Origin of the sequence: Vibrio sp. 99-70-13A1, from assembly GCF_013114625.1 — a bacterium.
Classification (GTDB): Bacteria; Pseudomonadota; Gammaproteobacteria; order Enterobacterales; family Vibrionaceae; genus Vibrio.
In genome coordinates, this window is the sequence record NZ_VTXD01000022.1 from 34,763 (window position 1) to 56,355 (window position 21,593).

Genomic DNA, 21,593 nt, shown 5'->3' on the forward strand with positions numbered 1-21,593 from the left:
CTATGTTAGGTTACGTAGCTCTTATTTATATGAAAACTCAACGAGTTAACAGAATGAGTTACTGCAATATCTATCTGTTCAATATTCGTTCAAAGGATAGGTATTTGTGAGTGATAATTTAATTTCTGTTGATAAGTGCGATCCTAGCAACAATATTTGTATGCACAATTTATTAACATACGGCCGTGCAATTAAGGAGTAGCGCATGACGAAATCTCTCTTTCGCCAATCATTTCTTTTTGACAGCCTAGATCTTGAACAGGAAATGCCAGCAGGACGCACCGTTTTATCAAATGGTGTAGAACTTAAGCTTCACCAACGAGGTGTACTTGAAGTAACCCCTGCTGATTATAGCGATCAAAGTAAAAATATAATCTTCTCTTGCGGTGTTCATGGTGATGAAACATCGCCAATGGAACTGGTTGATAAGTTGATCGAAGATATTGAAACGGGTTTTCAAACGGTAGAAGCTCGTTGTTTATTTATCATTGCTCACCCAGAAGCAACTAATGCACATACTCGTTTTTTAGACGTAAACCTAAACCGTTTATTCGATGAAAAAGAACGAGAGTCTAACCGTGAAGTTGAGATCGCCAAGTGGCTTAAAAAGTCTGTAACGGATTTCTACGAAGGAACTCAAGTAGAGACTCGTTGGCATCTAGATTTACATTGTGCCATTCGTTTATCTAAACATTATTCGTTTGCAGTCAGCCCGAAAGTTAGACATGCAGTGCGTAGCAAGGCATTAGTTGAATTTGTTAACAGTGCACACTTAGAAGCGATTTTACTTTCTAACTCGCCATCAAGTACCTTTAGTTGGTATAGCGCTGAAAACTTTGCAGCTCAGGCACTGACGATGGAACTAGGGCAAGTTGCTCGTATTGGTGAAAACCAACTGGATAAGTTAACTGCTTTTGATCTAGCAATGAGAAACCTTGTTTCTGAAATAGAGCCAGAGCATTTACCTAAACGTACGATTACTTACCGAGTAAGCCGCACGATTGTTCGTTTACATGACGATTTTGATTTCATGTTTACTGATGATGTCGAAAACTTTACGAGCTTTAAGCACGGTGAAGTGTTTGGGCATGATGGTGATAAGCCTTTAATGGCAAAAAATGAAAATGAAGCGGTAGTGTTCCCAAATCGTAAGGTTGCGATTGGTCAACGTGCTGCGCTAATGGTGTGCGAAGTGGAAACTCGTTTCGAACATGACCAGTTAGTTTATGATTAATTGGTAATTGGTAATTGGTAATTGGTAATTGATAATTGATAGCGGATATTGGTTTTACTATCGAAGCCAACCACTACCGAAAAAGATTACTATTATCACTGTTGAAGCCTACTTATACTAAAGCGTATAAATACCGCTCAACCGTTTGAAATATCAAGGTTCATGGCTTGCTGTGAACCTTGAGTTTGTTTTGGGATACAGGTAAGGTTACGCGAACATTGATAAAGTAGCGTGATATGGATTTCCAACAACTCATTCTTCAAAAACAGACCAGATGGAAACGTGCCATTTATGCCATGGTCGCCCTGCTCGTGATACTGAGCGGTATATATTTAATGGTCGGTGACTTGTTTATCTCCCCTCTAGAGTCACTATCTCCACTTCAAGAAAAATTACTCGTTGATTTAAGGCTTCCTCGTTTACTCGCTGCGATTGCGATTGGCTCCGCGCTGGCGGTTTCAGGCGCAAGCCTGCAAGTTTTATTAGGCAATGTATTGGCTGAGCCTGGTGTATTGGGCATATCAGGTGGTGCAAGCTTGGCTATGGTTATTGTTCTATTTTTCCTACCGTTCGCACCGACACCCGAATTATTCATGATAGCAGCCGTGATAGGTTCACTTTGTTTTACTATTATTCTGGTCAGCATGGTCAAAATGATGCGCTTAACCACCACTAAACTGCTGCTGGTGGGCGTTGCTCTGGGAATTTTGTCTGGGGCAATGGTGACTTGGGCATTCTATTTCAGTGATGACCTGAGCTTACGCTTATTAATGTATTGGCTGATGGGGAGCCTAGGTGGCGTCACTTGGTATCAGCATTCGCTAACTATCGTCATGGTTCCCGTTATTATTTGGTTATGCTTACAGGGCAGTAAGCTCGATAAATTGATGATTGGGGAAACTCACGCCGCTCAGCTTGGTGTAAATGTCGCTTCATTACGTTGGCGATTAATTGTTGCTGTCTCTATTCTAGTGGGTTGTGCTGTGGCTCTTGGCGGTGTGATTAGCTTTGTGGGCTTAGTCGTTCCTCATTTGTGGCGGTTAGCCATTGGCACCGATAATAGATTCTTACTGCCTCTTTCTGCCGTTGCGGGTGCAGCGCTGCTCGTTTTTGCCGATATATGTGCACGTACACTGTTAGATTCTGCTGAGTTACCTTTAGGTGTGATGACGACCAGTATTGGCGCCCCAATCTTTATTTGGATGTTGATAAAAAACCATGATTCGAATTAAGAGTTTACAGGTGGATTCTCGTTTATTACCTCTTTCATTTGATCTTAAGAAAGGGCAGGTTACTCATGTGATTGGTCCAAATGGCAGTGGAAAAAGCACGTTACTAACAGCTTTGTCCGGAGTTAGTGATGGTTATAAAGGTGAAGTGTGGCTTGGCGAACGTCTATTAGCCGATGTGCTATTAAATGATTTAGCGTTATATCGCTCTTACCTTAGCCAAAGTGCGAGGCCCGCTTTTAATCTCGAAGTCTTCCAGTTTTTAGCATTGTCATTACCGAGCACTTCTTCGGATACAAATAATGAAATACAAGTAAAAGCGGTATCTCAAGCGATTGATGAGATTTGTCACATGCTGGAAATTAGCGACAAATTACACCGTTCAATTCAAGCTTTGTCTGGTGGAGAATGGCAAAGAGTTAGGCTTGCAGGCATGTGTTTACAAATTTGGCCGACTTTAAACCCTTATTCAAACCTGTTGATCCTAGATGAGCCAGCAGCACCGTTAGACATTGCTCAAGAAGCGTTGCTTTACCGATTAATACAAAGGGTGGCAGAGCAGGGGATTGCAGTCATCATGGCGAATCATGATCTTAATCGGACGTTAAGACATGCTGATCAAGTATTGCTGCTTGATAATGGTGTATTACAAGCACTTGGCTCTGCTAGTGAAGTGATGACACCAGAGCAATTAGCTTTAGTGTTTAAGACGGAAGTAAAAAGTGTCACAGTGGATAATCAAGATTACTTACTATTTGGATAAGCGTTTATCTTGATACTCAGGAAATAAAAATGCCACGCTATTTAACCTATTAGTTAGTCGCGTGGCATTTTTGTATCTGCTGGTTGTGTTTTCCGACTTTGTGTCGGCGGTTTAACTTTGAACTATGCCGCAGTTAAACAGTTAAAGCCTTTAGGTCCGCAGGGCGGTAGTAAACTGACTTTAATACTTTACCTTGGCGGATAGTTTTTCCTTCAGATACGAAGTCTTCCGCACATTTAGCAATAATGTAATCGCCTTTTTGAACAGCCATCAATTTGATGTTCTGCTTCGCGTAAAAAGCTTCAGTATCGGCAAACTCTGCTTCATTACGACAAACTTTACTCATGTTGCTTGAGTGCACTTCATCCCAGCAAGGAATGAAATCAATATTACGGTTTTTAGCCACGTTTAGTAGAAGATCAATGAGGTAGCTAATAGCAATATTGTCTTCTATATTTTTCTGACCTAGGTGAACAAGACGGCCCATTAACACGTAAACACTATCCACAATAGCGTCAGCCTGTTCCATTTTACAATCGGCTTCCGCAAGCTCTGTCAGTTCTTCAATAGCAAGCGAAGTGTGTAGAGTGTCGGCTTTTTCATCTAAGGTTTGAGGCGCGGCAACAGGTAAATCAAAAGTGCTACGAAACTCTTCTATATCGCTATAAAGGTGGCTGTAGATTTCTTGGTTCAGTTGAGAAAGGGTCATAATCCTATCCATTTTAATTTGGTAACTTGGTATTTTATCAAAGCTAATATCTTGGTGCTAACGGTTATCAGTTAATACCAATAATAATCGAGCTATTTTCATGGCACGCTTACTAATAACTGACCAAAGTAATTGATTTAATATGAAAATTGCACTTTACTCAAAGAGTACGTTGATTGGGCTTTTACTGAAGGGTCCTAAATACACAGTGTCGAGATAGCATTTATGCATGAAGCGAGCGAAAGTGAACTTGTGATACGTCGTTTGTATCAAATAACAAATGATTATCAGAAAGGTTTTAATATCCAGATAAGTGAGTTGCTTATTATGGGGTTAGAACGTTTCAATTTAGATATAGGTATACTTTCTCGGATTGACGAAGATGTATATACCGTTCTACATTGCGTCACCCCTGAAGGGGTTGCTCTTGATGTGGGGGACACTTTTGAATACTTCGCTACTTATTGTCAGATTACTTGCGAAGCTACAGGTCCCGTTTCTATAGAGCATTGTGGTAAAAATGATGCGTATGCGACTCATCCTGCCTATCAAGCTTTCGGTCTTGAATCTTATATTGGTATCCCAATTTACGTTGATAATGAAATTTATGGCACGTTGAATTTCTCCAGTGCGACACCATACCCAAGAGAGTTTAAAGAATTCGATATCGATGTGATGAAGCTTATGGCTTCTTGGATCGAAGTGGAAATTGTTCGTCGAATGCAAGAGCGAAAATTGGTTGAGCTGAATGAAAAGCTAGAATATCAAGCACTTTATGATCCCCTTACTAAATTACCGAACCGACGCTGTTTATTCCGAACGTTGAATGCGGACGTGGATAAACTAAAAGGGCATAAAGGTTTTGGCACATTGGCTATGGTTGACATCGATTTATTCAAACTAGTAAACGATAACTACGGTCATCAAATAGGTGATGACGTGCTTAAAAAAGTGGCCAAGATATTATCGGTTCATGCTGTGGAAGATGAGTTTGTTGCACGGTTTGGCGGAGAAGAGTTTTTGTTATGGTTCCCAAATATTTCTCCTACTTTAGTGGAAAGCAAGCTCAAAGATCTTTTGGAAGCAGTTAAAGCCATCACATTAGATCGCAAGCCGATTACTGTATCCATTGGTGCTTGTCATTTTCAACTGACTTCTGACAATGTGGATGACAATAGGAAGTCAACTTTAGATACGTTGATCAGCCTAGCTGATGAAAGCCTTTATGAAGCAAAAGATAATGGGCGAGACCAATATACAACACGTACCTACCAATTTTTAGAGCAGGTAGATTAGTTCTTAAATCATCATCTTTGCCAGATGCCAATATCTAGTTTTTAGTGTTAAACAGATTATCGACTCAATAAAGTAAAAGCCCGTAATGACTTGATCACGACGGGCTTTTAAGTTTTTCATCTAGTCATTATTTAGCTAAATAGATAAGGGAATAACTTTCTGCGTTCTTCGTTGTTTAATGATTCAACACGCGCAATGTTAGTGTCTGGAATTGCTTCTGGATTAGGGTAGTGTTTCAAAACCTTTTCCATGCTTGCTTCCCTGATTAAGTGATAAACAGGGTAAGGTGAGCGGTTCGTTAAGTTTTCATCATCTTCTGGGTCAGCACCGCCAAAGCAATAATCAGGGTGGAAAGTGGCAACTTGATAAATGCCTTCCCAATCTTGCTGTTTGAGCAGAGCTTCAATCCAATCAATAAACATGTTGTAGTCAAAAAAGTCTTGCAGCATGTTCGGTACGACAACGAGTGTCGTTTCGAGTTCTGCAACAGGGGTATTATCGAGTTCAACAAAGTGAGTCATAATATCTTCAAGAAGTAACTCTTCTGTCTTTGCTTGGCTTACAAAGATCTTAATCTGTTTATTACGTTGTGGCTTCGCAGCAAATGGGCATAGATTTAACCCAATAACAACATCGTCTAGCCATTGCTTGACTTGGTCGTGGATGATTTGAATATCAGTTGTTGTATTGGTTAGAGACATGACCGCTTCCATTGTAATTTTTGCGTAGGATATCAGAACATGTACTAATCAAAAGGAATTATTCGTCGCTTCTTTAGCTTTGAGCGGATTAGTGACTTTTACACTCTGACTTTTTTGGTTTCTAGATAACTGATATAAGCCAATAAAAATGCCCGCAAAGAATACTAATCCGCCTGTGATAACGCCTTGCCACTCAAATTTCTGCCAGCAATAAAGTAAAACAAACCCACCTAAGCTTCCTCCAATGTAGTAATGAACTAAGTAGAGCGCTGTTGCGGTAGCTTTAGCGGTAGTGGCTTTTTGGCTGACCCAAGAGTATGCCAATGTGTGAGTGAAAAAAGCCCCAAAACTAATCATTAATAGTCCGAGTAGCATGAATGGAAGCTGATCAATAGCAGAGGTCAACATCCCTATTAAGCTCACACAGGTGCCGATGAACATGCCTGTTAGAGGACTAAAGTAGTTAGCCCATCGTCCCGACAATTTAGAGCTGATAGTCCCTGCCAGGTAACAAAGGAATATTAACGAAGCTAATCCGACAGGAATTGCATGTGGCTCTGCGACGAGCCTAAAGCCCATAACTGAGTAAAGGTTTACGAAAAGTGCAAAATTGGCACCACCAATTAGCATTGCAAACCAGATAGTACGATTCTTTAGATGTTTGATTACGGCTCTATTATGATGGAAGAACAAACCGCGTTGAGGAGTGAAATTACGCTGTTTAGGTAATTGAAAATAGATGAAGAGAGCTCCAACAAGTGAAAATACGACAAAAATAAGAACCGCGATCCGCCAATCAAACAAATCAGTAAATAAGCCTCCTAGAATTCTCCCGACAATACCACCAAGTGAGTTGGCTGCAATATACCCACCAATCGCAATCGAAAATGCTTTGGGTGAAAGCTCTTCCACCATATAGGCGACAGCTACACCAGCAAAGGCAGCGATTGCCACGCCCATAAAAGCCCGGGCAATGACAAGCTCCAATAAAGATGTTGTAAAAAACATCATTAACCCAACAAGAGGAATGGAAAATAACCCGAACAAAATGACGGGTTTGCGACCAAAGCTTTCAGATGCAATTGCCCAAGGTACTAAGCTAATAGATAAGCCTAAAGTTGAAGCGGCAAATAGCCAGTTTATCTGCGTCTCACTTACTTGAAAATGTTCCGACATATGCGGCAGTAAGGGTTGGAACAGGTACAGGTTGCAGAAGATAATAAATGACCCAATCGCAAGTGAACGGGTGATTTTTTTGTATTGGGGTGTACCAGTTTCAATCATGCTTTGATTTCACATAGTCAACGTAAGGATTTGTGAACAAAGTAACAGTGCTATTGAAATTAAAGAAATATATTAAAAATATCACATCGATATATTTTATTAATAGCCATGATTGAATCGAAACCCCTAAGACATTTTCTTGCCGTTGCTCAATGTGGCAACTTCACATCCGCAGCTAAAACGCTTCATATTGCTCAGCCTGCATTAAGTATTTCCATCAAGAAATTAGAACAAACATTAGATACCACCTTATTTCGTCGAGGTGATAAGCAAGTATCACTGACTGAAGAAGGGAAGGTTTTGTTCGAGCATGCCAAGCGAATCGCCCAGCAATTTGAAGATGCGCAGCTAGCTATGGATGAATTAAAAGGGCTAGAAAAGGGAGAGGTTAGGTTAGGCGCCCCAAGTATGATGGGCAGCTATTTTTTTCCACAAATTGTAATGGCTTTTAAAAGCCAATATCCAAATTTAAAGTTGTCCATCATTGATGCTGGAACGGAATCGATTAGAGAAATGCTATTGAATGGGGAACTCGATATTGGCGTGATTAATAATGACAATGTGCCAGACGATCTTGAAATTGATCATCTGTTGTCTTCTGAAATGCTCGTGGTTGTGGGTAAAGAACATCCATTTGCGAGTTTATCTGAGTTGTCGTTTGAAGAGTTTTTTAGCCAAGATTTGGTGATGTTTAAATCTGGCTATTTCCATCGTGATTTTATTGATTCTGTTTGTGAAAAAACAGGTTTAGATATGACTATTGCCTTTGAAACCAACTTATTAGCGATGATTCTTTCTATCGTGAAGCAGGAGTTCGCTGTTACTGCATTATTAGGTTTGGTGACAGAACATGAAAAGGACGTGGTGGGCGTGCCTTTTTCTACACCAGTAAAACTCAATCTCGCCTTAGCGTGGCGCAAAGAAGGCTATCTGTCACGGGCAGATAAAACCTTCATTGAGTTTGTTAAACGCTATGTTTAATAAAGAATGTATTGGTTATCTGTCTTGAATTGAAAACCGTCTAGACTACGACACTACTAGGTCTAATCTAAACGGTTTATTACTGAATTTATGAAGTTATTGCTAGGCTTTCATGCTAGTTAATTGGCTTGAGCTCGATTACTTTATCACCTTCATAAAAATGCTTTTCAACAGTTTTCTCACCAGTTTGCATATTGATAGTGACATGGTCAGTTTCGTAGACACTATCAACCGTATCTGAATACATAACAAATGGTGCGGTCATTCGTAAAGAGCTTTGTGTGTTTTCATTCGATGGAATATCTACATCGTGTAAAACTTGATGTGTCACTAAATCAAATGAAGTTGCACCCATATAGCTATTGTAGTTATCCATACAATAGAATTTGTCATCAACAACTTCTGTTACTCCACCACCAGATGAAGGTTTTACTCGGTATTCAACCCAGTTTGTCATGTCCCAAATAGTACATCTATCGCCAATGATGTATTGGTCATTAATTACATGATTTACAGCCCAATTATTACCACCTTCAACAAGTGGTAAAAGAAGTTGTTCACCAAAAGTACCATCTGGGTTCATTTTGATAAAATGATCACCATACTTACCTGTATACATGTCCCCTTTATACTTAAAAGGAGTCATCATGCTTTCATCACGATCTGTCACCCATGTTTGCAAAACGATACCAGTACCGACCTCAATTTTTCGCGTTACTTTGTCATTTGGATAATAGAAAAATTCATTTTCTGTATACAAAAAATCATTATATTGCCAGTCAGAAATATTCACATTTGGCATTAACATTTCAAGCTTTGCACCATTTTCAATTGATTCTTCAATCAAAAAGTACACAGATTGTTCGTAGTCGACTTCATTTCTTAAAACTAACACCGGGTTATCAGTTTTATTAAATGTAGTGCCTGGTTGAATGACCTTTAGCTTCACATCATTGTGGATATAGGAATAATCTAATTGATAGCCGTCAGGAAAGTTATACACTTTTCCGTTATTTTCTAAGTATGTTTTTGTTTGGTACTCATCAAACTCACATTGAGAAAAATGAACGGGTACATGTGCTTTGATTACGCGCCAATCATCTGAAATTCGATCAATATTTTGAATGTGGATGGTTGGGAAAGCTAAACAAGCTGGTGGTGTAATCACACCAAAATCAGGGTCAATATCAGGGATAATGCCAATTTCTGGGTTAACTATAGATACGTTACCTGAGTTTGTAATACCAACGGACTGCAAATCACCGCTATTGCTAGTGACAATACCTAATGAGGTAAACTGAGAGATGTTTAAATCACTAATGATTACATCACCACTATCAGTGTTAATTGGAGGAAGGCTTGGGTCTGTAGGGGAACCTGAACCAGAAGAGGAACCACCGCCACATCCATTAATTAAAACAGCAGTAGCAAAGACGATAAATTTTTTCATAGAACAACTCAAATATGGCATGCGATTTAATAAAGTATGCCATACTGTGAGGTAAAAACGCAAACATTTTACAAAATGATGCGTTTTAAAGCTGTTATCGCTAAAACTTATAGTGTGCCAGTTGGTTTAGTTAGCGTTATACATCTTATCGAAGTTTTTCTGATTCCAGCCAACCATGACTTGGTCACCGATCTTCAGTACAGGAATAGAGCGGGCGCCCATTGCTTGTAATTCCTTACGACCACGCTGCATTTTTGCGTTTGTCAGCCTGTAAGTGATTTTTTTAGAATCTAAATAGCGCTGTGCATCTTTACAATGCGGGCATTTGTCTGCGACATATAAAACAACACGTTTCATGTTAATTGCTCTTTTCAATACTTAACTGTAGTTACTTATTTACCGTGCTCGGTGGAATACAATATTCAATGAAGCGCGGCAATACAGGAAGCAACCGATATTGCAGAGAAGTGTAGCGAATCTTAGGTGATTAGAAAAGTGTGATCAGTTACACTGTACGCCCTTAAATACAGCTATTTTGTCTGTTAGCGGCTTCAAACTATTAGTGACATTAAATAATGCATCCTTCTTTACGTTTTATCCAAGGCTATCCCGAGCATATTGTAAACCCAGTGAACCAGTTGATTGAGTCAGATTGTCTAGTTGCCTGGTTTGAATCGAGATACCCTCAAAAGCACACCATAAAAAGTGAAAAAGCCTTATTTGACTACGCGATAGACATTAAAAACCGCTACATGAAAAAGACACCTCCTATCAGTAAAGTGATTTACGATAGTAAAATTCATATTATTAACAATGCGTTGGGTCTACATAGCTATGTTGCGAAGAATCATGGTGGGAAAATTAAATCCAAGAATGAAATTCGCATTGCTAGTGTCTTTAAAGATGCACCTGAACCTTTGTTAAGGATGTTAGTTGTTCACGAGCTCGCACATATAAAAGAAAAAAACCACGATAAAGCGTTTTATCAACTATGTTGCCATATGGAGCCGAACTATCATCAGCTTGAGCTGGATGCTCGTTTATTTATGATTTACCTAGATTTGAAGAAGTAACCTAATGAGCCAATCTGAAAATAAAAAAACATTGAGCCTACCTAAGCGTAAGCCTGCTAACGACTCTAATGCTGATAAAACGCCTGTAGTTACTAGTAAATCAAAGCCTGCTAAAAATACTGAGACTTCTAGTAAGTTCAAGCCAACGAATAAAACAAGTTCTAAAAAAGCGGGCAATAATCCTGCGAAGGCTGGATCTTTTAAAGAAAGTAACGCATATAAAGATAAAAGCGGTTCTAAAGAACAGAAGGGTTATAAAGGTAAGAACGGTCACAAAGGGTTCAAAGCTGCGAAGAAGCAAAGTAAGCCAAGTGGTCTTCACCCTCGTAATCAACATACGGGGCGTTATGATTTCAGCTTGTTAGTTAAAGCGTTGCCAGAATTAGCGGAACATTTGATAAAGAACCCATCAGATGAAGATACCGTCAACTTTTCCGATCCTGTCGCAGTAAAATTGCTTAACAAAGCTTTGCTTGCTCATCACTATGGCGTGAAACACTGGGATATTCCAGCTGGTTACCTTTGCCCACCTATTCCAGGCAGAGCCGATTACATCCATCGAGTCGCTGACCTTCTAAACTCTGAATGCGAAGATGAGCTGTATCCACACAAATCAGTGAAAGCGTTTGATGTTGGAGTAGGGGCTAACTGTATTTACCCAATTATTGGTGCAACTGAATACAATTGGAAGTTTACTGGCAGTGATGTAGACCCGCTTTCAATCAAAGCGGCGAATTTTATTGCAGAAAGTAACCCAACATTGAAAGGTAAGATTCGTTGTAAGCTTCAACATAGTGAAGACTTTATCTTTAAAGGGATAATTTCTCACAATGAACGTTACGATGTCACAATTTGTAATCCACCATTCCATAGTTCTTTAGAAGAAGCCGAAAAAGGCAGCCAGAGAAAAATAGATAACTTGGCAGCTAACCGAGCGAAGAAATTAGGTCAAACTCCGGCTCAGGATAAGTCTGATAGAAGCAAGTTTGATAAGAATAAGCTTGGCAAAAATTCTGCGTCAATGAAGAATAAAGAACAGCCGATTTCAGGCAAACCAGTCTTGAATTTTGGTGGTCAGAAGTCTGAGCTATGGTGTGAAGGTGGAGAAGCCGAATTCGTTTCTAAGATGGCTCGTGAAAGCCGAAAATTCTCTACTCAGGTACTTTGGTTTACCACTTTGTTGTCTAAGAAGGACAATGTAGAGATCTTACGTAAAGAGCTGGATAGACAGCAAGTGAAACAAGTTAAAGTGGTAGAAATGTCGCAAGGACAGAAAGTTAGCCGTTTTGTTGCGTGGACATTTATGGATAATCAGCAACGCCAAGAGTGGATTAAACTGAAGTAGAAGTAGAAGTAGAAGTAGAAGTAGAAGTAGAAATATAAGTGAATTAATGACTGACTGGATTACAGGGAGAATGATATGGATATTGAAATCTACATGCCCTGTAATCCAGTCTGGTTTTGTGAAACGTTAGAAGTACTATTTGCTGTTCTCTTTTTGGTTGGCGCATTATTTTTTATAAGAATCGTATGGAGAGAGCACCAGCGGATTTATGGAAAAACCAAACGTTCTTCTAAACATAAACCCAATTCTAAGAACAAAAATTCTTCTAAGCAAAATACCTTTTCTGAGAACAAATCACGCTCCAAGAGACCACCTAAAAACAAGTGAAGCCTTGATTTACTTGTAACGCATCTAGCCTACTTGTAATGCATCTAACTTGCTTGTAACTCATCTAACTTAGCTTGATATTTTTTCTGCAAAGCTGAATTGCCAGCTTTCGACTCTAACTCGACTAAAATTTTCAGAGATGGAATTTGATATCCATAACTTTGGTGGAACTTCAGCAGTCGAATTCTCGCGTCCAAAAATTTATCGTTGGAAACTTCTATCATGGAGAGTTGAAGAATTGATCTTACGCGATTTGGATCATGATCAAGTGCTTTAGCAAAGTAATTCTGGGCTTGGTCGATATTTCCTGCTTTTACTGCACATAAAGCCGCATTTTCATAACTGGCTGAAATCAAATAGTAATACGGCTGCTTAATCGCTTGGTTGAAGTATTTATCTGCTTGTTTGTAGTCACCTTGTTTACATAAAAACGTACCGTAATTATTTAATACGTTACCGTTTCGTGAGTCATATCTTAATGCTTTCTTGTATGTCGTTTCCGCTTGTTTAGGCTCCCCAACTTTTTCATAATAATGAGCCATTGAGAGGTGCGCTCGGTAGTAAGTGGGATCATGTTTGATAGCCAATTCGAGGTTTTCCCTAGCTCGAACCATATTCCCTTGCTCCATGTAACCAAGCCCCAGTGCAATGCGAGACTCAGACATCGCTTTAGGCTCCGCTTCAACTTGAAGAGGACCATCTGTAACAGAAACACAGCCAACCATAGTTAATGATGACAATAACACTAGGTGAGATAATGATGTTTTTACAGGCATGTTTCGACTCCTTATGAACATGTTGCCATCATATGAAATCGAATGTGGTAGCGGGTTAAGTCAGGTGCATAATGCGACTCATACGCCACAAAAAAGCCGTGTCCTCAAATCACCAACTTATGAATCACTTGGCTTTGAATAGCACGGCTGAGTAGATGACTATAAGGTAAAGGATGTCGCTATTGAGACTATGTTGCTATTGAGACTATGTTTGTATTGTTAGCTACGTCGTTATTGCTAGCTAGTCATCTTTTGTGAAGTTCTCTTCGCTAAACTTATCAAGGTCATAAGGTGTTTGTTGGTATACACAGTAATTTAGCCAGTTTGAGAACAGCAGGTGACCGTGACTACGCCAACTTGCGACTGGCTTATTGTCGGGGTTGTTATTCGGGTAATAGTTAATAGGGATGATAGGTTCCATACCTTCCCCAAGATCTCGAATGTATTCATTGTGTAGGGTGTGAGCGTCATACTCAGGGTGACCTGTTACAAATACATTACGTTTATCTTTCGTAGCCGCTAAATACACTCCCGCATCATCAGATGTAGCCAGAATATCTAAGTCCGTATGCTCAGCAAGAAATTCAGACGAGAAGTCAGCGTAACGAGAATGAGGCGCTAAGAAAGTGTCATCAAATCCGCGTAGAACAGGGTGATAAGGCTGGTGGATTTTATGATGATATACACCCGACAACTTTTCTTTTCGCGTACGTTTTGGTAAATCGTAAAGCAATTTCAAGCCAGCTTGCGCAGCCCAGCAAACATAAAGCGTTGAGGTAACGTGCTTATTCGCCCAATTCATGATGGTTTGTAGATGTTCCCAATAAATCACATCTTCAAATTGAACCAAACCAAGCGGGGCACCAGTAATGATCAACCCATCAAAGTTTCGTCCTTTTACCATTTCAAACTGGCGGTAAAAGTTATCTAAGTGTTCTGTTGGTGTGTTCTTGCTTGCGCGGTCATCAATTCGAAGCAGTTCAATATCAACTTGCAGTGGGCTGTTAGATAAAAGGCGTAAGAATTGAGTTTCAGCTTCAATTTTCTTAGGCATCAAATTTAAGATCAACACTCTCAGTGGACGGATTTCCTGAGTTGATGCTCTTGAAACAGGCATTACGAAGATGTTTTCTTCGCGAAGAACATCGGATGCTGGTAGTTGATCTGGAATACGAATAGGCACAGCTTTCTCCCTAAGCTAGATATTTAGACGTCTATACTTCTGAACTTATCGCATATTGATCTCTATGTCGATATAGAATTACATTGAGATCACATTTCTTTCATATCTAGACCGCTGTTAGTAAGTAAATTGAAGCTAGGTATTCGGTTGAGCTTGTCATCTAAGTATTTGCTAGATGGACTAAATGTAGGTAATCAAAGTAAGAAAAATAAGACGAGCTGCGTTAATATTGCTGTGGGTATAACGGAAATAGAGTTTTCATGGTGAAACTGATACTTATTAGGGGGCTTCCTGGTTCAGGAAAGTCAACGAAAGCTAAACAGTATGTCGCGACGCAGCCAAACCAAACGAAACATGTTGAAGCCGATATGTTCTTTGTTGGAGACGACGGTCAATATAGTTTTGATGCCAGTCAGATCTCTGATGCTCACGGTTGGTGCCAAGACACAGCTGAAAATTGGCTAAAAAGTGGTTTCGATGTTGTGGTTTCAAATACATTTGTGAAGCAATGGGAAATGAAGTTTTATAGGCAATTGGCGTTAAAATACAAAGCTGAATTGGTCATAGAGACTTGCCGTGAACAGTATCAAAATATTCATGGTGTTGAGGACTCCGTCATTAAACGTATGAAGCGCGATTGGCAAGAATAGCAAGGCAAGACAAGGTAGAGAGAAACATGGCAAAACGTTCAGTCATTGTTGATATGACTTCTTACGGTGTTTACACAAAGTGGGATTCCCGTTCTAAACAGTTACCGAAAATTCAAGAATTCACGACTCAAGTGGATGCAGAGATTGATGTTGAATTTGGCTACATTATCAACATTAAAAAAGCGAAAGGTGAGAAAATTCGTTACTGCATTTACCATCCCAACATTACCACTGAAGATGGCGAAATTCTTGAACCATTCGATGGTGAAGAATACGTTGGCAATAATGATTGGGATTTTTATCTTGGTGATACGATTTGGGAACCGATTTCGAATAAAACCGGGAAATGGCGTATGACCATAGAGTTGCAAGGTAAGATCATTGCGGATAAGACCTTTGATCTCATTGCAAAAGATGAAGCCCAATTTTGGAAGCGCCGAGGTTTTTAGCCTTATCTACTTTACCTTTACTTAGTTAATAGTTAATAGTTAGCCTGATTATCCGTGAATATAAAAAGCCGAACTGTTTGATTTCGGCTTTTTTATTGTAAGAAACGTGGCGAGTTATTGAAGTCGCCACGAATTCATATCAAGACTTAAATTAGTTAGTTACGTATGAAATAACAAATTCAGTGATAGAAACCATGTCTTTCACAGCAATGTATTCTTCAGTCGTGTGGACTTTAGCCATACCAGTAGATAGGTTTACAGTAGTAAGACCTTTTGCATTGAAGTTATTCGCATCACTACCACCACCAGTACGTTTTGTATTCGCCGTGATGCCTAATTTTTCAAACGCAGATTTAATAGCAGTAATGTGTTTATGGTCATCTTCGATAACGAAAGCATCATAAGCGCGAGTAGATTCAATTTCGACTTCTGCACCAAACTGCTTCGCACTTGCTTCGAAAGTTTCAATCATGTGATTAACTTGATTAGTTAACTTCTCACCATTTAGAGAACGCGCTTCCGCCACAACTTTGATTTCAGGCATGACGATATTCGTTGCTTGTCCACCTTCAACAATCCCAACGTTTGCTGTTGTTTCTTCGTCAATACGAAGTAGGTTCATTTTTGTGATGGCGTCTGCAGCCACTTGGATAGCACTGATGCCTTCTTCAGGCGCAAGACCAGCATGCGCAGGGCGTCCTTTAATTGTCGCAACGATTTTTTGTTGACCAGGAGCGGCATTTACAATCGTGCCAATAGGACCGCCAGTATCTAAAACAATAGCGTGTTCAGATTGAATGAATGACATGTCGAAGTTTAAAGAGCCAAATAAGCCGCCTTCTTCAAATACAGTGAAAGCAATCTCAATCGTGTTGTGCTCTAGACCTTCGGCTTTAATGCAGCGAACCGCTTCCATTATTGCTGCAATGCCAGATTTGTCATCACCACCAAGGATAGTGTTACCTTTCGAGCGGATAATGCCATCTTCAATGATAGGTTCAATACCAATACCCGGGGTGACGGTATCCATGTGGCAACTGAAAACAGTGCTACCTTCAAGAGAACCTTCAAGCTTCGCATAGATGTTAAAACCATTTGAAACTTCAGCCGGTACTGCCAGTTTATGTACTTCAAAACCAAGTGCTCCTAGCTGTTCAGCTAATGTCTCGGCAATGGCTTTTTCATTGCGAGATTCGCTGTCAATTTTTACAAGATCGCAAAAATGCTCAACTAGGCGTTGTGCGTTAACTTTGGTCATTATTAAACTCTCATTATGTCTGCACCTATAAGAAATAGGCGCAGTGTAGGAACAGGAAATCCAATATAACGCTAATGAACTAGTAGATTGCCTGAGTTAAATCAAAAAAAGCATATGATTGTGCTAAAAAATGCAGAGTAATTTGAAACATTCTATTTATTGATTGATCGCGACATTAAATGATTATCGAGAGATATTGATTTGATATGGAAGTGTTGTAGAAAGACGTCAAAATTCAATTTCATTTTGTAGTCTATGATTTTCTCTAAAAAGTTTGAGTGTTTTACAGTAGTAAATCTTCTTGTACATAAACAAGTACAAGCTGCTACAAAGTTAACTCTTTGATTAATCTATTTAATGCTAAAAACCGGAGTAAATGTAACTTTAAATTTACGTTAAATATTTGTTAAATTTGGTTTTTGTATTTCCTCTCTTAATATTCCCAATCCCATCATTTTGAGCCAAGTTAGAACTACCTAATGTAAAGCGCTAATTGATTGAAAACTTATCAAGTTGTAGCTCGCTATATTGAAACATCAGTTTTATGCGCGAGGAAGCTTTCAATAGAAAACTAATAATGAACAGTCTAAGGGAGTAGAACATGTCCACGATATTTAACCCACTAGGTACAGATGGCTTTGAGTTTGTTGAATATACAGCCGCAAATTCGGAAGGGATAGAACAGCTTAAAGGGTTATTTGGTGATCTAGGTTTTGCTGAGATAGCTCAGCATCGCTCGAAAAAAGCATGGCTATATCGTCAAGGGGATGTGAATTTCATTGTTAACGCCGAACCTCACAGCCAAGCTGAGGCTTTTGCTGCTCTTCATGGACCTTCAGTATGTGGTATGGCTTTTCGCGTAACAGATGCAAAAGTTGCTCTTGACCATGCAAAAGAAAATGGTGGGCGAGAATACCAAACTCAAGTAGGACCAATGGAGCTGAGTATCCCTGCTATCTATGGCATTGGTGACAGCCTTCTTTACTTTGTCGACCGATACGGTTCACAAGACATCTATGACGTTGATTTTTGTCTTTACGACGATGCAAAACAACGAATGGAAAAGAAAGATGTTGGTCTCTTTGAAATTGATCACCTCACGCATAATGTGAAGCAAGGAAACATGGACGTTTGGTCCGGTTTCTATGAACGCATTGGTAACTTCCGTGAGATTCGTTACTTTGACATTGAAGGCAAATTGACCGGGTTAGTTAGCCGTGCAATGACCGCGCCATGTGGCAAAATCCGCATCCCAATTAATGAATCTTCAGACGATAAATCACAAATAGAAGAGTTCATCCGTGAATACAAAGGTGAAGGCATCCAGCATATTGCGATGTCGACCAATGATATTTACAAAACTGTACAGACACTTCGTAAGCGTGGCATGGACTTTATGCCAACGCCAGATACCTATTATGAAAAGCTTGATGGCCGCGTTCCTGGGCACGGAGAAAATAAGGCGGAGTTACAAGATTTACGTATTCTTCTTGATGGTGCTCCAACAAAAGATGGCATTTTATTGCAGATATTTACTCAAACCGTAATCGGCCCGGTTTTCTTTGAGATTATTCAGCGTAAAGGTAACGAAGGGTTTGGTGAAGGTAACTTCAAAGCTCTGTTTGAATCGATTGAAGAAGACCAAATAAGACGAGGAGTGTTAAGCGATGCGTAAAGCCATCTCTTACCCTCATAAAGAAGGTGTGTGCTCTAAACAAGCACATGCTGACTTTCCTGAAGGGGCGATCTTTGAACGAGAAGCGGGCAGAAGTGGCTTTTTTGGTCCTGCTGCACACTTCCATCATCAACATGCTCCAACAGGATGGAGCGAGTGGGAAGGTGAACTTAAGCCAAGGGCATTTGATTGTAATTTAGTAGAAAGCGCTAAACAGCTATCACCTTGGCTGGTTCCTAATTTGCTCGAAAACAGTGACTGTAAAGTGAAGATCTGGAAAATTTCAGACAATATGGAGTTTCTAGTAAGAAACGCAGATGGTGATGAATTACTTTTTATCCACCAAGGCAAAGCCGAGCTGTTTAGTGACTACGGTCATTTAACCGTAGAAGAGGGGGATTATGTATTGATCCCTCGCTCGACATCTTGGCGAGTAGAAGTACAAGAGCCGCTATTTGTGTTGATGATAGAAACGACAGACAGTGCCTACTCACTTCCAGAAAAAGGCATAGTGGGGAATCATGCCGTTTTTGATCCTGCTGTTTTAGAAGTACCAAGCATTAACGAGCACTTTAAGGCGCAGTATTCGGAAAAGACCACTCAAGTTCATGTGAAGCGACATAATAAAATAAGCGTTATTACTTACCCATTCAACCCGCTTGATGCGATTGGTTGGCATGGTGATTTGTCAGTCGTGAAACTGAATTGGCGTGATATTCGTCCGTTGATGTCTCACCGTTACCATCTTCCTCCTTCCGCACATACCACTTTTGTTGGTGGCAACTTTGTTGTTTGTACTTTCGTACCTCGCCCAATTGAAAGTGACCCGGGTGCGTTAAAAGTGCCGTTTTACCATAACAATGATGATTACGATGAAGTGCTTTTTTATCATGCGGGTGATTTCTTCAGCCGAGACAATATTGAAGCGGGCATGGTGACATTCCACCCTGCTGGTTTTACTCACGGTCCTCACCCGAAAGCTTTTAAAGCAGGGCAAGAATATAAGAAGAAATTTACAGACGAAGTAGCGGTGATGATAGATACACGTCATGCTCTGACACTAACGGAAGACGCGGCAAAAGCTGAAAATGAAGCGTATGTGTATAGCTGGCAAGAAAAATAGACTTTAGGGTTTCTAAAGCTATTAAAGCTGTAAATAAAACTGGCTTGGAAAGGTATACACAGTTGAGCAAGGAAAGATTATGAAGTTAGCAACGTTAAAAAATAATACTCGCGATGGTCGCCTGGCTGTCGTCTCAAAAGACTTATCTCGATATGTGTTAGTTGAACATATAGCCCTTACGATGCAGCAAGCATTGGATAATTGGGATTCAGTGGTCGTTGAACTTGAAGCAACATACCAAAGCTTAAATCGTCAACAGCTTGAACAAGCATTGCAATTTGATGAGAGCTTATGTCATTCACCACTGCCTAGAGCATACCAATGGGCGGACGGCTCAGCTTATGTGAATCACGTAGAGTTGGTCCGTAAAGCTCGTGGTGCAGAAATTCCTGAAAGCTTTTGGCATGATCCTTTGATGTATCAAGGAGGCTCAGATTCATTTATTGGACCCACTGATGACATTGAAATGGCAGACGAATCTTGGGGAATAGATTTCGAAGGAGAAGTCGCCATTGTGACCGGTGATGTACCCATGGGTGAGAAGTCATCTGATTGTTTACAGCACATTCGTTTATTAATGTTGGTGAATGATGTGTCTTTAAGAGGGCTCATTCCTGGAGAATTGGCTAAAGGGTTTGGTTTTTTCCAGTCTAAACCGTCTTCTGCTTTTTCACCTGTAGCAGTTACGCCAGATGAATTATCAGATAACTGGTTAGATGGAAAAGTGACTTTGCCTTTGGTTTCAACGTATAACGACCAATTGTTTGGTCAGCCAAATGCAGGCGTTGATATGACGTTTAGCTTCACAGAGCTGGTGGCTCACGCTGCGAAGACTCGTCCACTAAGTGCAGGTGCTGTCATTGGCTCTGGAACAGTTTCAAACAAGCAAGGAACAGACTTTGGGACTTCTATTGAAGAAGGTGGTGTAGGTTACTCATGCATTGCTGAAGTGCGGATGATTGAAACCATACGAGACGGAAAACCAACAACCAATTTTATGAAGTTTGGTGACACAATAAAACTTGAGATGAACGATAGTAATGGTGAGTCAATTTTTGGTTCGATAAGCCAAAAGGTTGTGAGATATGAGCGATAAGGTTGTTAATGGCGTACAAGGTCAAGCTAATGACTTTCAAGTTCAAGCTAATAATCAGGGGTTGACGCTGTACGGTTATTGGCGATCCTCAGCGGCATACCGCGTTCGAATTGCATTGAACTTGAAAGGGATAGATTACCAATATGTTCCTGTCCATTTAGTAAAAGATGGAGGTCAACAGCATAGCGAAGGCTACCATCAACTGAACCCTTCTGAGCTGGTTCCAACTCTTGTTCATGATGGCTTCGTACTCAGCCAATCAATGGCAATCATCGATTATTTAGAAAGCTTAAATGCCGATGTCCCACTCTTACCTGAGTTTGAGGAGCTTCAGTTAGAAGAGCAGCAGTCAAAAGAGCTTCGTTGGTTAGTACAATCTATCGCGCAAGATATCTCTATGGATATTCATCCGCTCAACAATTTACGTGTTTTACAGTATCTAAAAGGTGAATTGGGGTGTACTGAAGATCAAGCAAACAAATGGTATCAGCATTGGATAGTGACTGGTTTTCAATCAATAGAGGAAAAGCTAGAAAGGCTTGATAACATACACATTAAACATAAGCTAAGTATCAAACATGACCACCGTATTAAACATGGTCAATGTATTAAGCATGATCAACAACCAGATAATAACTCTGAAGGAAAAGTTCCAGCTTATGCATTAGGAGCACAACCTTCACTGATTGATGTATGTTTAATTCCTCAGGTTTACAATGCACTTCGCTTTGAGGTTGATATGTCAGCTTATCCAAAGATCATGTCTATCTATGAATATGCCAATACCCAGCCCGCATTCATTTCAGCTTTACCTGAAAACCAAAGCGATGCTCTTAACTAGAAACGTGAATAAAAGATACGCTAAATAAAGCACCGTTCTCAGGTGCTTTATTTTATTCCCCTCAGTAGATTGGATTGTGATACGGAATGATTATCTAGATTCAAAAATCAGCTGAAGCTTTATGATTTACCTTAATTAAGTAGACGTATA

At 39.9% G+C, this 21,593-nt stretch carries 22 protein-coding genes; 14 read left to right on the top strand and 8 right to left on the bottom strand.

Features of this window, described 5'->3' with window-relative positions; genetic code table 11:
• Positions 1-205 precede the first annotated feature (205 nt).
• The 3 genes from F0226_RS14285 to btuD all read left to right on the top strand — a co-directional run bounded on the left by F0226_RS14285 (position 206) and on the right by btuD (position 3,226).
• Positions 206-1,234, top strand: a complete 1,029-nt coding sequence (locus F0226_RS14285; RefSeq protein ID WP_171736271.1) for a succinylglutamate desuccinylase — start codon at positions 206-208, stop codon at positions 1,232-1,234.
• 236 nt (positions 1,235-1,470) lie between these two features.
• Entirely contained in the window at positions 1,471-2,466 is a 996-nt protein-coding gene (gene btuC, locus F0226_RS14290; protein WP_171736272.1) for a vitamin B12 ABC transporter permease BtuC, read from the top strand.
• Positions 2,453-3,226 (top strand): vitamin B12 ABC transporter ATP-binding protein BtuD, encoded by a 774-nt coding sequence (gene btuD, locus F0226_RS14295; RefSeq protein ID WP_171736273.1) that lies wholly within the window; start codon positions 2,453-2,455, stop codon positions 3,224-3,226. The genes btuC and btuD overlap by 14 nt, the downstream gene beginning before the upstream one ends.
• A 133-nt stretch (positions 3,227-3,359) precedes the next feature.
• Here the strand turns inward: btuD and F0226_RS14300 are convergent, their stop codons facing one another.
• The gene (locus F0226_RS14300) at positions 3,360-3,935 is read right to left on the bottom strand and encodes a nucleoside triphosphate pyrophosphohydrolase family protein (protein ID WP_171736274.1); all 576 of its coding nucleotides are present in this window, start codon (positions 3,933-3,935) and stop codon (positions 3,360-3,362) included.
• Between the two features lie 225 nt (positions 3,936-4,160).
• On the opposite strand from F0226_RS14300, the gene F0226_RS14305 reads away from it, so the two are divergent.
• Entirely contained in the window at positions 4,161-5,231 is a 1,071-nt protein-coding gene (locus F0226_RS14305) for a sensor domain-containing diguanylate cyclase (protein ID WP_171736275.1), read from the top strand.
• Between the two features lie 131 nt (positions 5,232-5,362).
• Here the strand turns inward: F0226_RS14305 and F0226_RS14310 are convergent, their stop codons facing one another.
• Both F0226_RS14310 and F0226_RS14315 read right to left on the bottom strand, forming a co-directional pair.
• On the bottom strand, positions 5,363-5,932 hold the full coding sequence (locus tag F0226_RS14310) for a DUF1415 domain-containing protein (protein ID WP_171736276.1): 570 nt from the start codon (positions 5,930-5,932) through the stop codon (positions 5,363-5,365).
• Between the two features lie 48 nt (positions 5,933-5,980).
• The gene (locus F0226_RS14315; protein WP_171736277.1) at positions 5,981-7,216 is read right to left on the bottom strand and encodes an MFS transporter; all 1,236 of its coding nucleotides are present in this window, start codon (positions 7,214-7,216) and stop codon (positions 5,981-5,983) included.
• A 108-nt stretch (positions 7,217-7,324) separates the two neighbouring features.
• Here F0226_RS14315 and F0226_RS14320 point away from each other — a divergent pair, with 108 nt between their 5' ends.
• Complete coding sequence (locus tag F0226_RS14320) at positions 7,325-8,197, top strand: LysR family transcriptional regulator (protein WP_171736278.1); 873 nt, start codon at positions 7,325-7,327, stop codon at positions 8,195-8,197.
• Positions 8,198-8,312: 115 nt separating this feature from the next.
• Here F0226_RS14320 and F0226_RS14325 read toward each other — a convergent pair whose 3' ends face one another.
• On the bottom strand, positions 8,313-9,647 hold the full coding sequence (locus F0226_RS14325) for a hypothetical protein (protein ID WP_171736279.1): 1,335 nt from the start codon (positions 9,645-9,647) through the stop codon (positions 8,313-8,315).
• 126 nt (positions 9,648-9,773) lie between these two features.
• The gene (locus tag F0226_RS14330; protein ID WP_171736280.1) at positions 9,774-10,004 is read right to left on the bottom strand and encodes a glutaredoxin family protein; all 231 of its coding nucleotides are present in this window, start codon (positions 10,002-10,004) and stop codon (positions 9,774-9,776) included.
• 218 nt (positions 10,005-10,222) lie between these two features.
• On the opposite strand from F0226_RS14330, the gene F0226_RS14335 reads away from it, so the two are divergent.
• The 3 genes from F0226_RS14335 (at position 10,223) to F0226_RS14345 (ending at position 12,392) form a co-directional block, all read left to right on the top strand.
• Entirely contained in the window at positions 10,223-10,720 is a 498-nt protein-coding gene (locus tag F0226_RS14335; RefSeq protein WP_171736281.1) for a M48 family metallopeptidase, read from the top strand.
• 4 nt (positions 10,721-10,724) lie between these two features.
• A complete protein-coding gene (gene rlmF / locus F0226_RS14340; RefSeq protein ID WP_171736282.1) occupies positions 10,725-12,065 on the top strand; it encodes a 23S rRNA (adenine(1618)-N(6))-methyltransferase RlmF in 1,341 nt (446 codons plus the stop codon).
• Between the two features lie 75 nt (positions 12,066-12,140).
• The gene (locus F0226_RS14345; protein ID WP_171736240.1) at positions 12,141-12,392 is read left to right on the top strand and encodes a hypothetical protein; all 252 of its coding nucleotides are present in this window, start codon (positions 12,141-12,143) and stop codon (positions 12,390-12,392) included.
• A 44-nt stretch (positions 12,393-12,436) separates the two neighbouring features.
• On the opposite strand, the gene pilW is transcribed toward F0226_RS14345, so the two are convergent.
• Entirely contained in the window at positions 12,437-13,168 is a 732-nt protein-coding gene (pilW, locus tag F0226_RS14350; RefSeq protein WP_171736283.1) for a type IV pilus biogenesis/stability protein PilW, read from the bottom strand.
• Between the two features lie 241 nt (positions 13,169-13,409).
• The gene (gene metA / locus F0226_RS14355; protein WP_137372722.1) at positions 13,410-14,351 is read right to left on the bottom strand and encodes a homoserine O-succinyltransferase; all 942 of its coding nucleotides are present in this window, start codon (positions 14,349-14,351) and stop codon (positions 13,410-13,412) included.
• A gap of 263 nt (positions 14,352-14,614) precedes the next feature.
• On the opposite strand from metA, the gene F0226_RS14360 reads away from it, so the two are divergent.
• The gene (locus F0226_RS14360; protein ID WP_171736307.1) at positions 14,615-15,001 is read left to right on the top strand and encodes an AAA family ATPase; all 387 of its coding nucleotides are present in this window, start codon (positions 14,615-14,617) and stop codon (positions 14,999-15,001) included.
• Positions 15,002-15,027: 26 nt separating this feature from the next.
• On the top strand, positions 15,028-15,450 hold the full coding sequence (locus tag F0226_RS14365; RefSeq protein ID WP_171736284.1) for a DUF3859 domain-containing protein: 423 nt from the start codon (positions 15,028-15,030) through the stop codon (positions 15,448-15,450).
• 151 nt (positions 15,451-15,601) lie between these two features.
• On the opposite strand, the gene F0226_RS14370 is transcribed toward F0226_RS14365, so the two are convergent.
• The gene (locus F0226_RS14370; RefSeq protein ID WP_171736285.1) at positions 15,602-16,708 is read right to left on the bottom strand and encodes a M20/M25/M40 family metallo-hydrolase; all 1,107 of its coding nucleotides are present in this window, start codon (positions 16,706-16,708) and stop codon (positions 15,602-15,604) included.
• 601 nt (positions 16,709-17,309) lie between these two features.
• On the opposite strand from F0226_RS14370, the gene hppD reads away from it, so the two are divergent.
• The 4 genes from hppD to maiA all read left to right on the top strand — a co-directional run bounded on the left by hppD (position 17,310) and on the right by maiA (position 21,443).
• Positions 17,310-18,383, top strand: coding sequence for a 4-hydroxyphenylpyruvate dioxygenase (hppD, locus tag F0226_RS14375; RefSeq protein ID WP_171736286.1), 1,074 nt, complete (start codon positions 17,310-17,312; stop codon positions 18,381-18,383).
• Positions 18,376-19,506: a homogentisate 1,2-dioxygenase gene (locus F0226_RS14380; RefSeq protein WP_171736287.1), complete on the top strand. Its 1,131-nt coding sequence runs from the start codon at positions 18,376-18,378 to the stop codon at positions 19,504-19,506. The genes hppD and F0226_RS14380 overlap by 8 nt, the downstream gene beginning before the upstream one ends.
• A 79-nt stretch (positions 19,507-19,585) precedes the next feature.
• Positions 19,586-20,602, top strand: coding sequence for a fumarylacetoacetate hydrolase family protein (locus F0226_RS14385; RefSeq protein WP_171736288.1), 1,017 nt, complete (start codon positions 19,586-19,588; stop codon positions 20,600-20,602).
• Positions 20,592-21,443 (top strand): maleylacetoacetate isomerase, encoded by an 852-nt coding sequence (gene maiA / locus F0226_RS14390; protein WP_171736289.1) that lies wholly within the window; start codon positions 20,592-20,594, stop codon positions 21,441-21,443. Before F0226_RS14385 ends, maiA begins: the two co-directional genes overlap by 11 nt.
• The last annotated feature ends 150 nt before the right edge of the window (positions 21,444-21,593 follow it).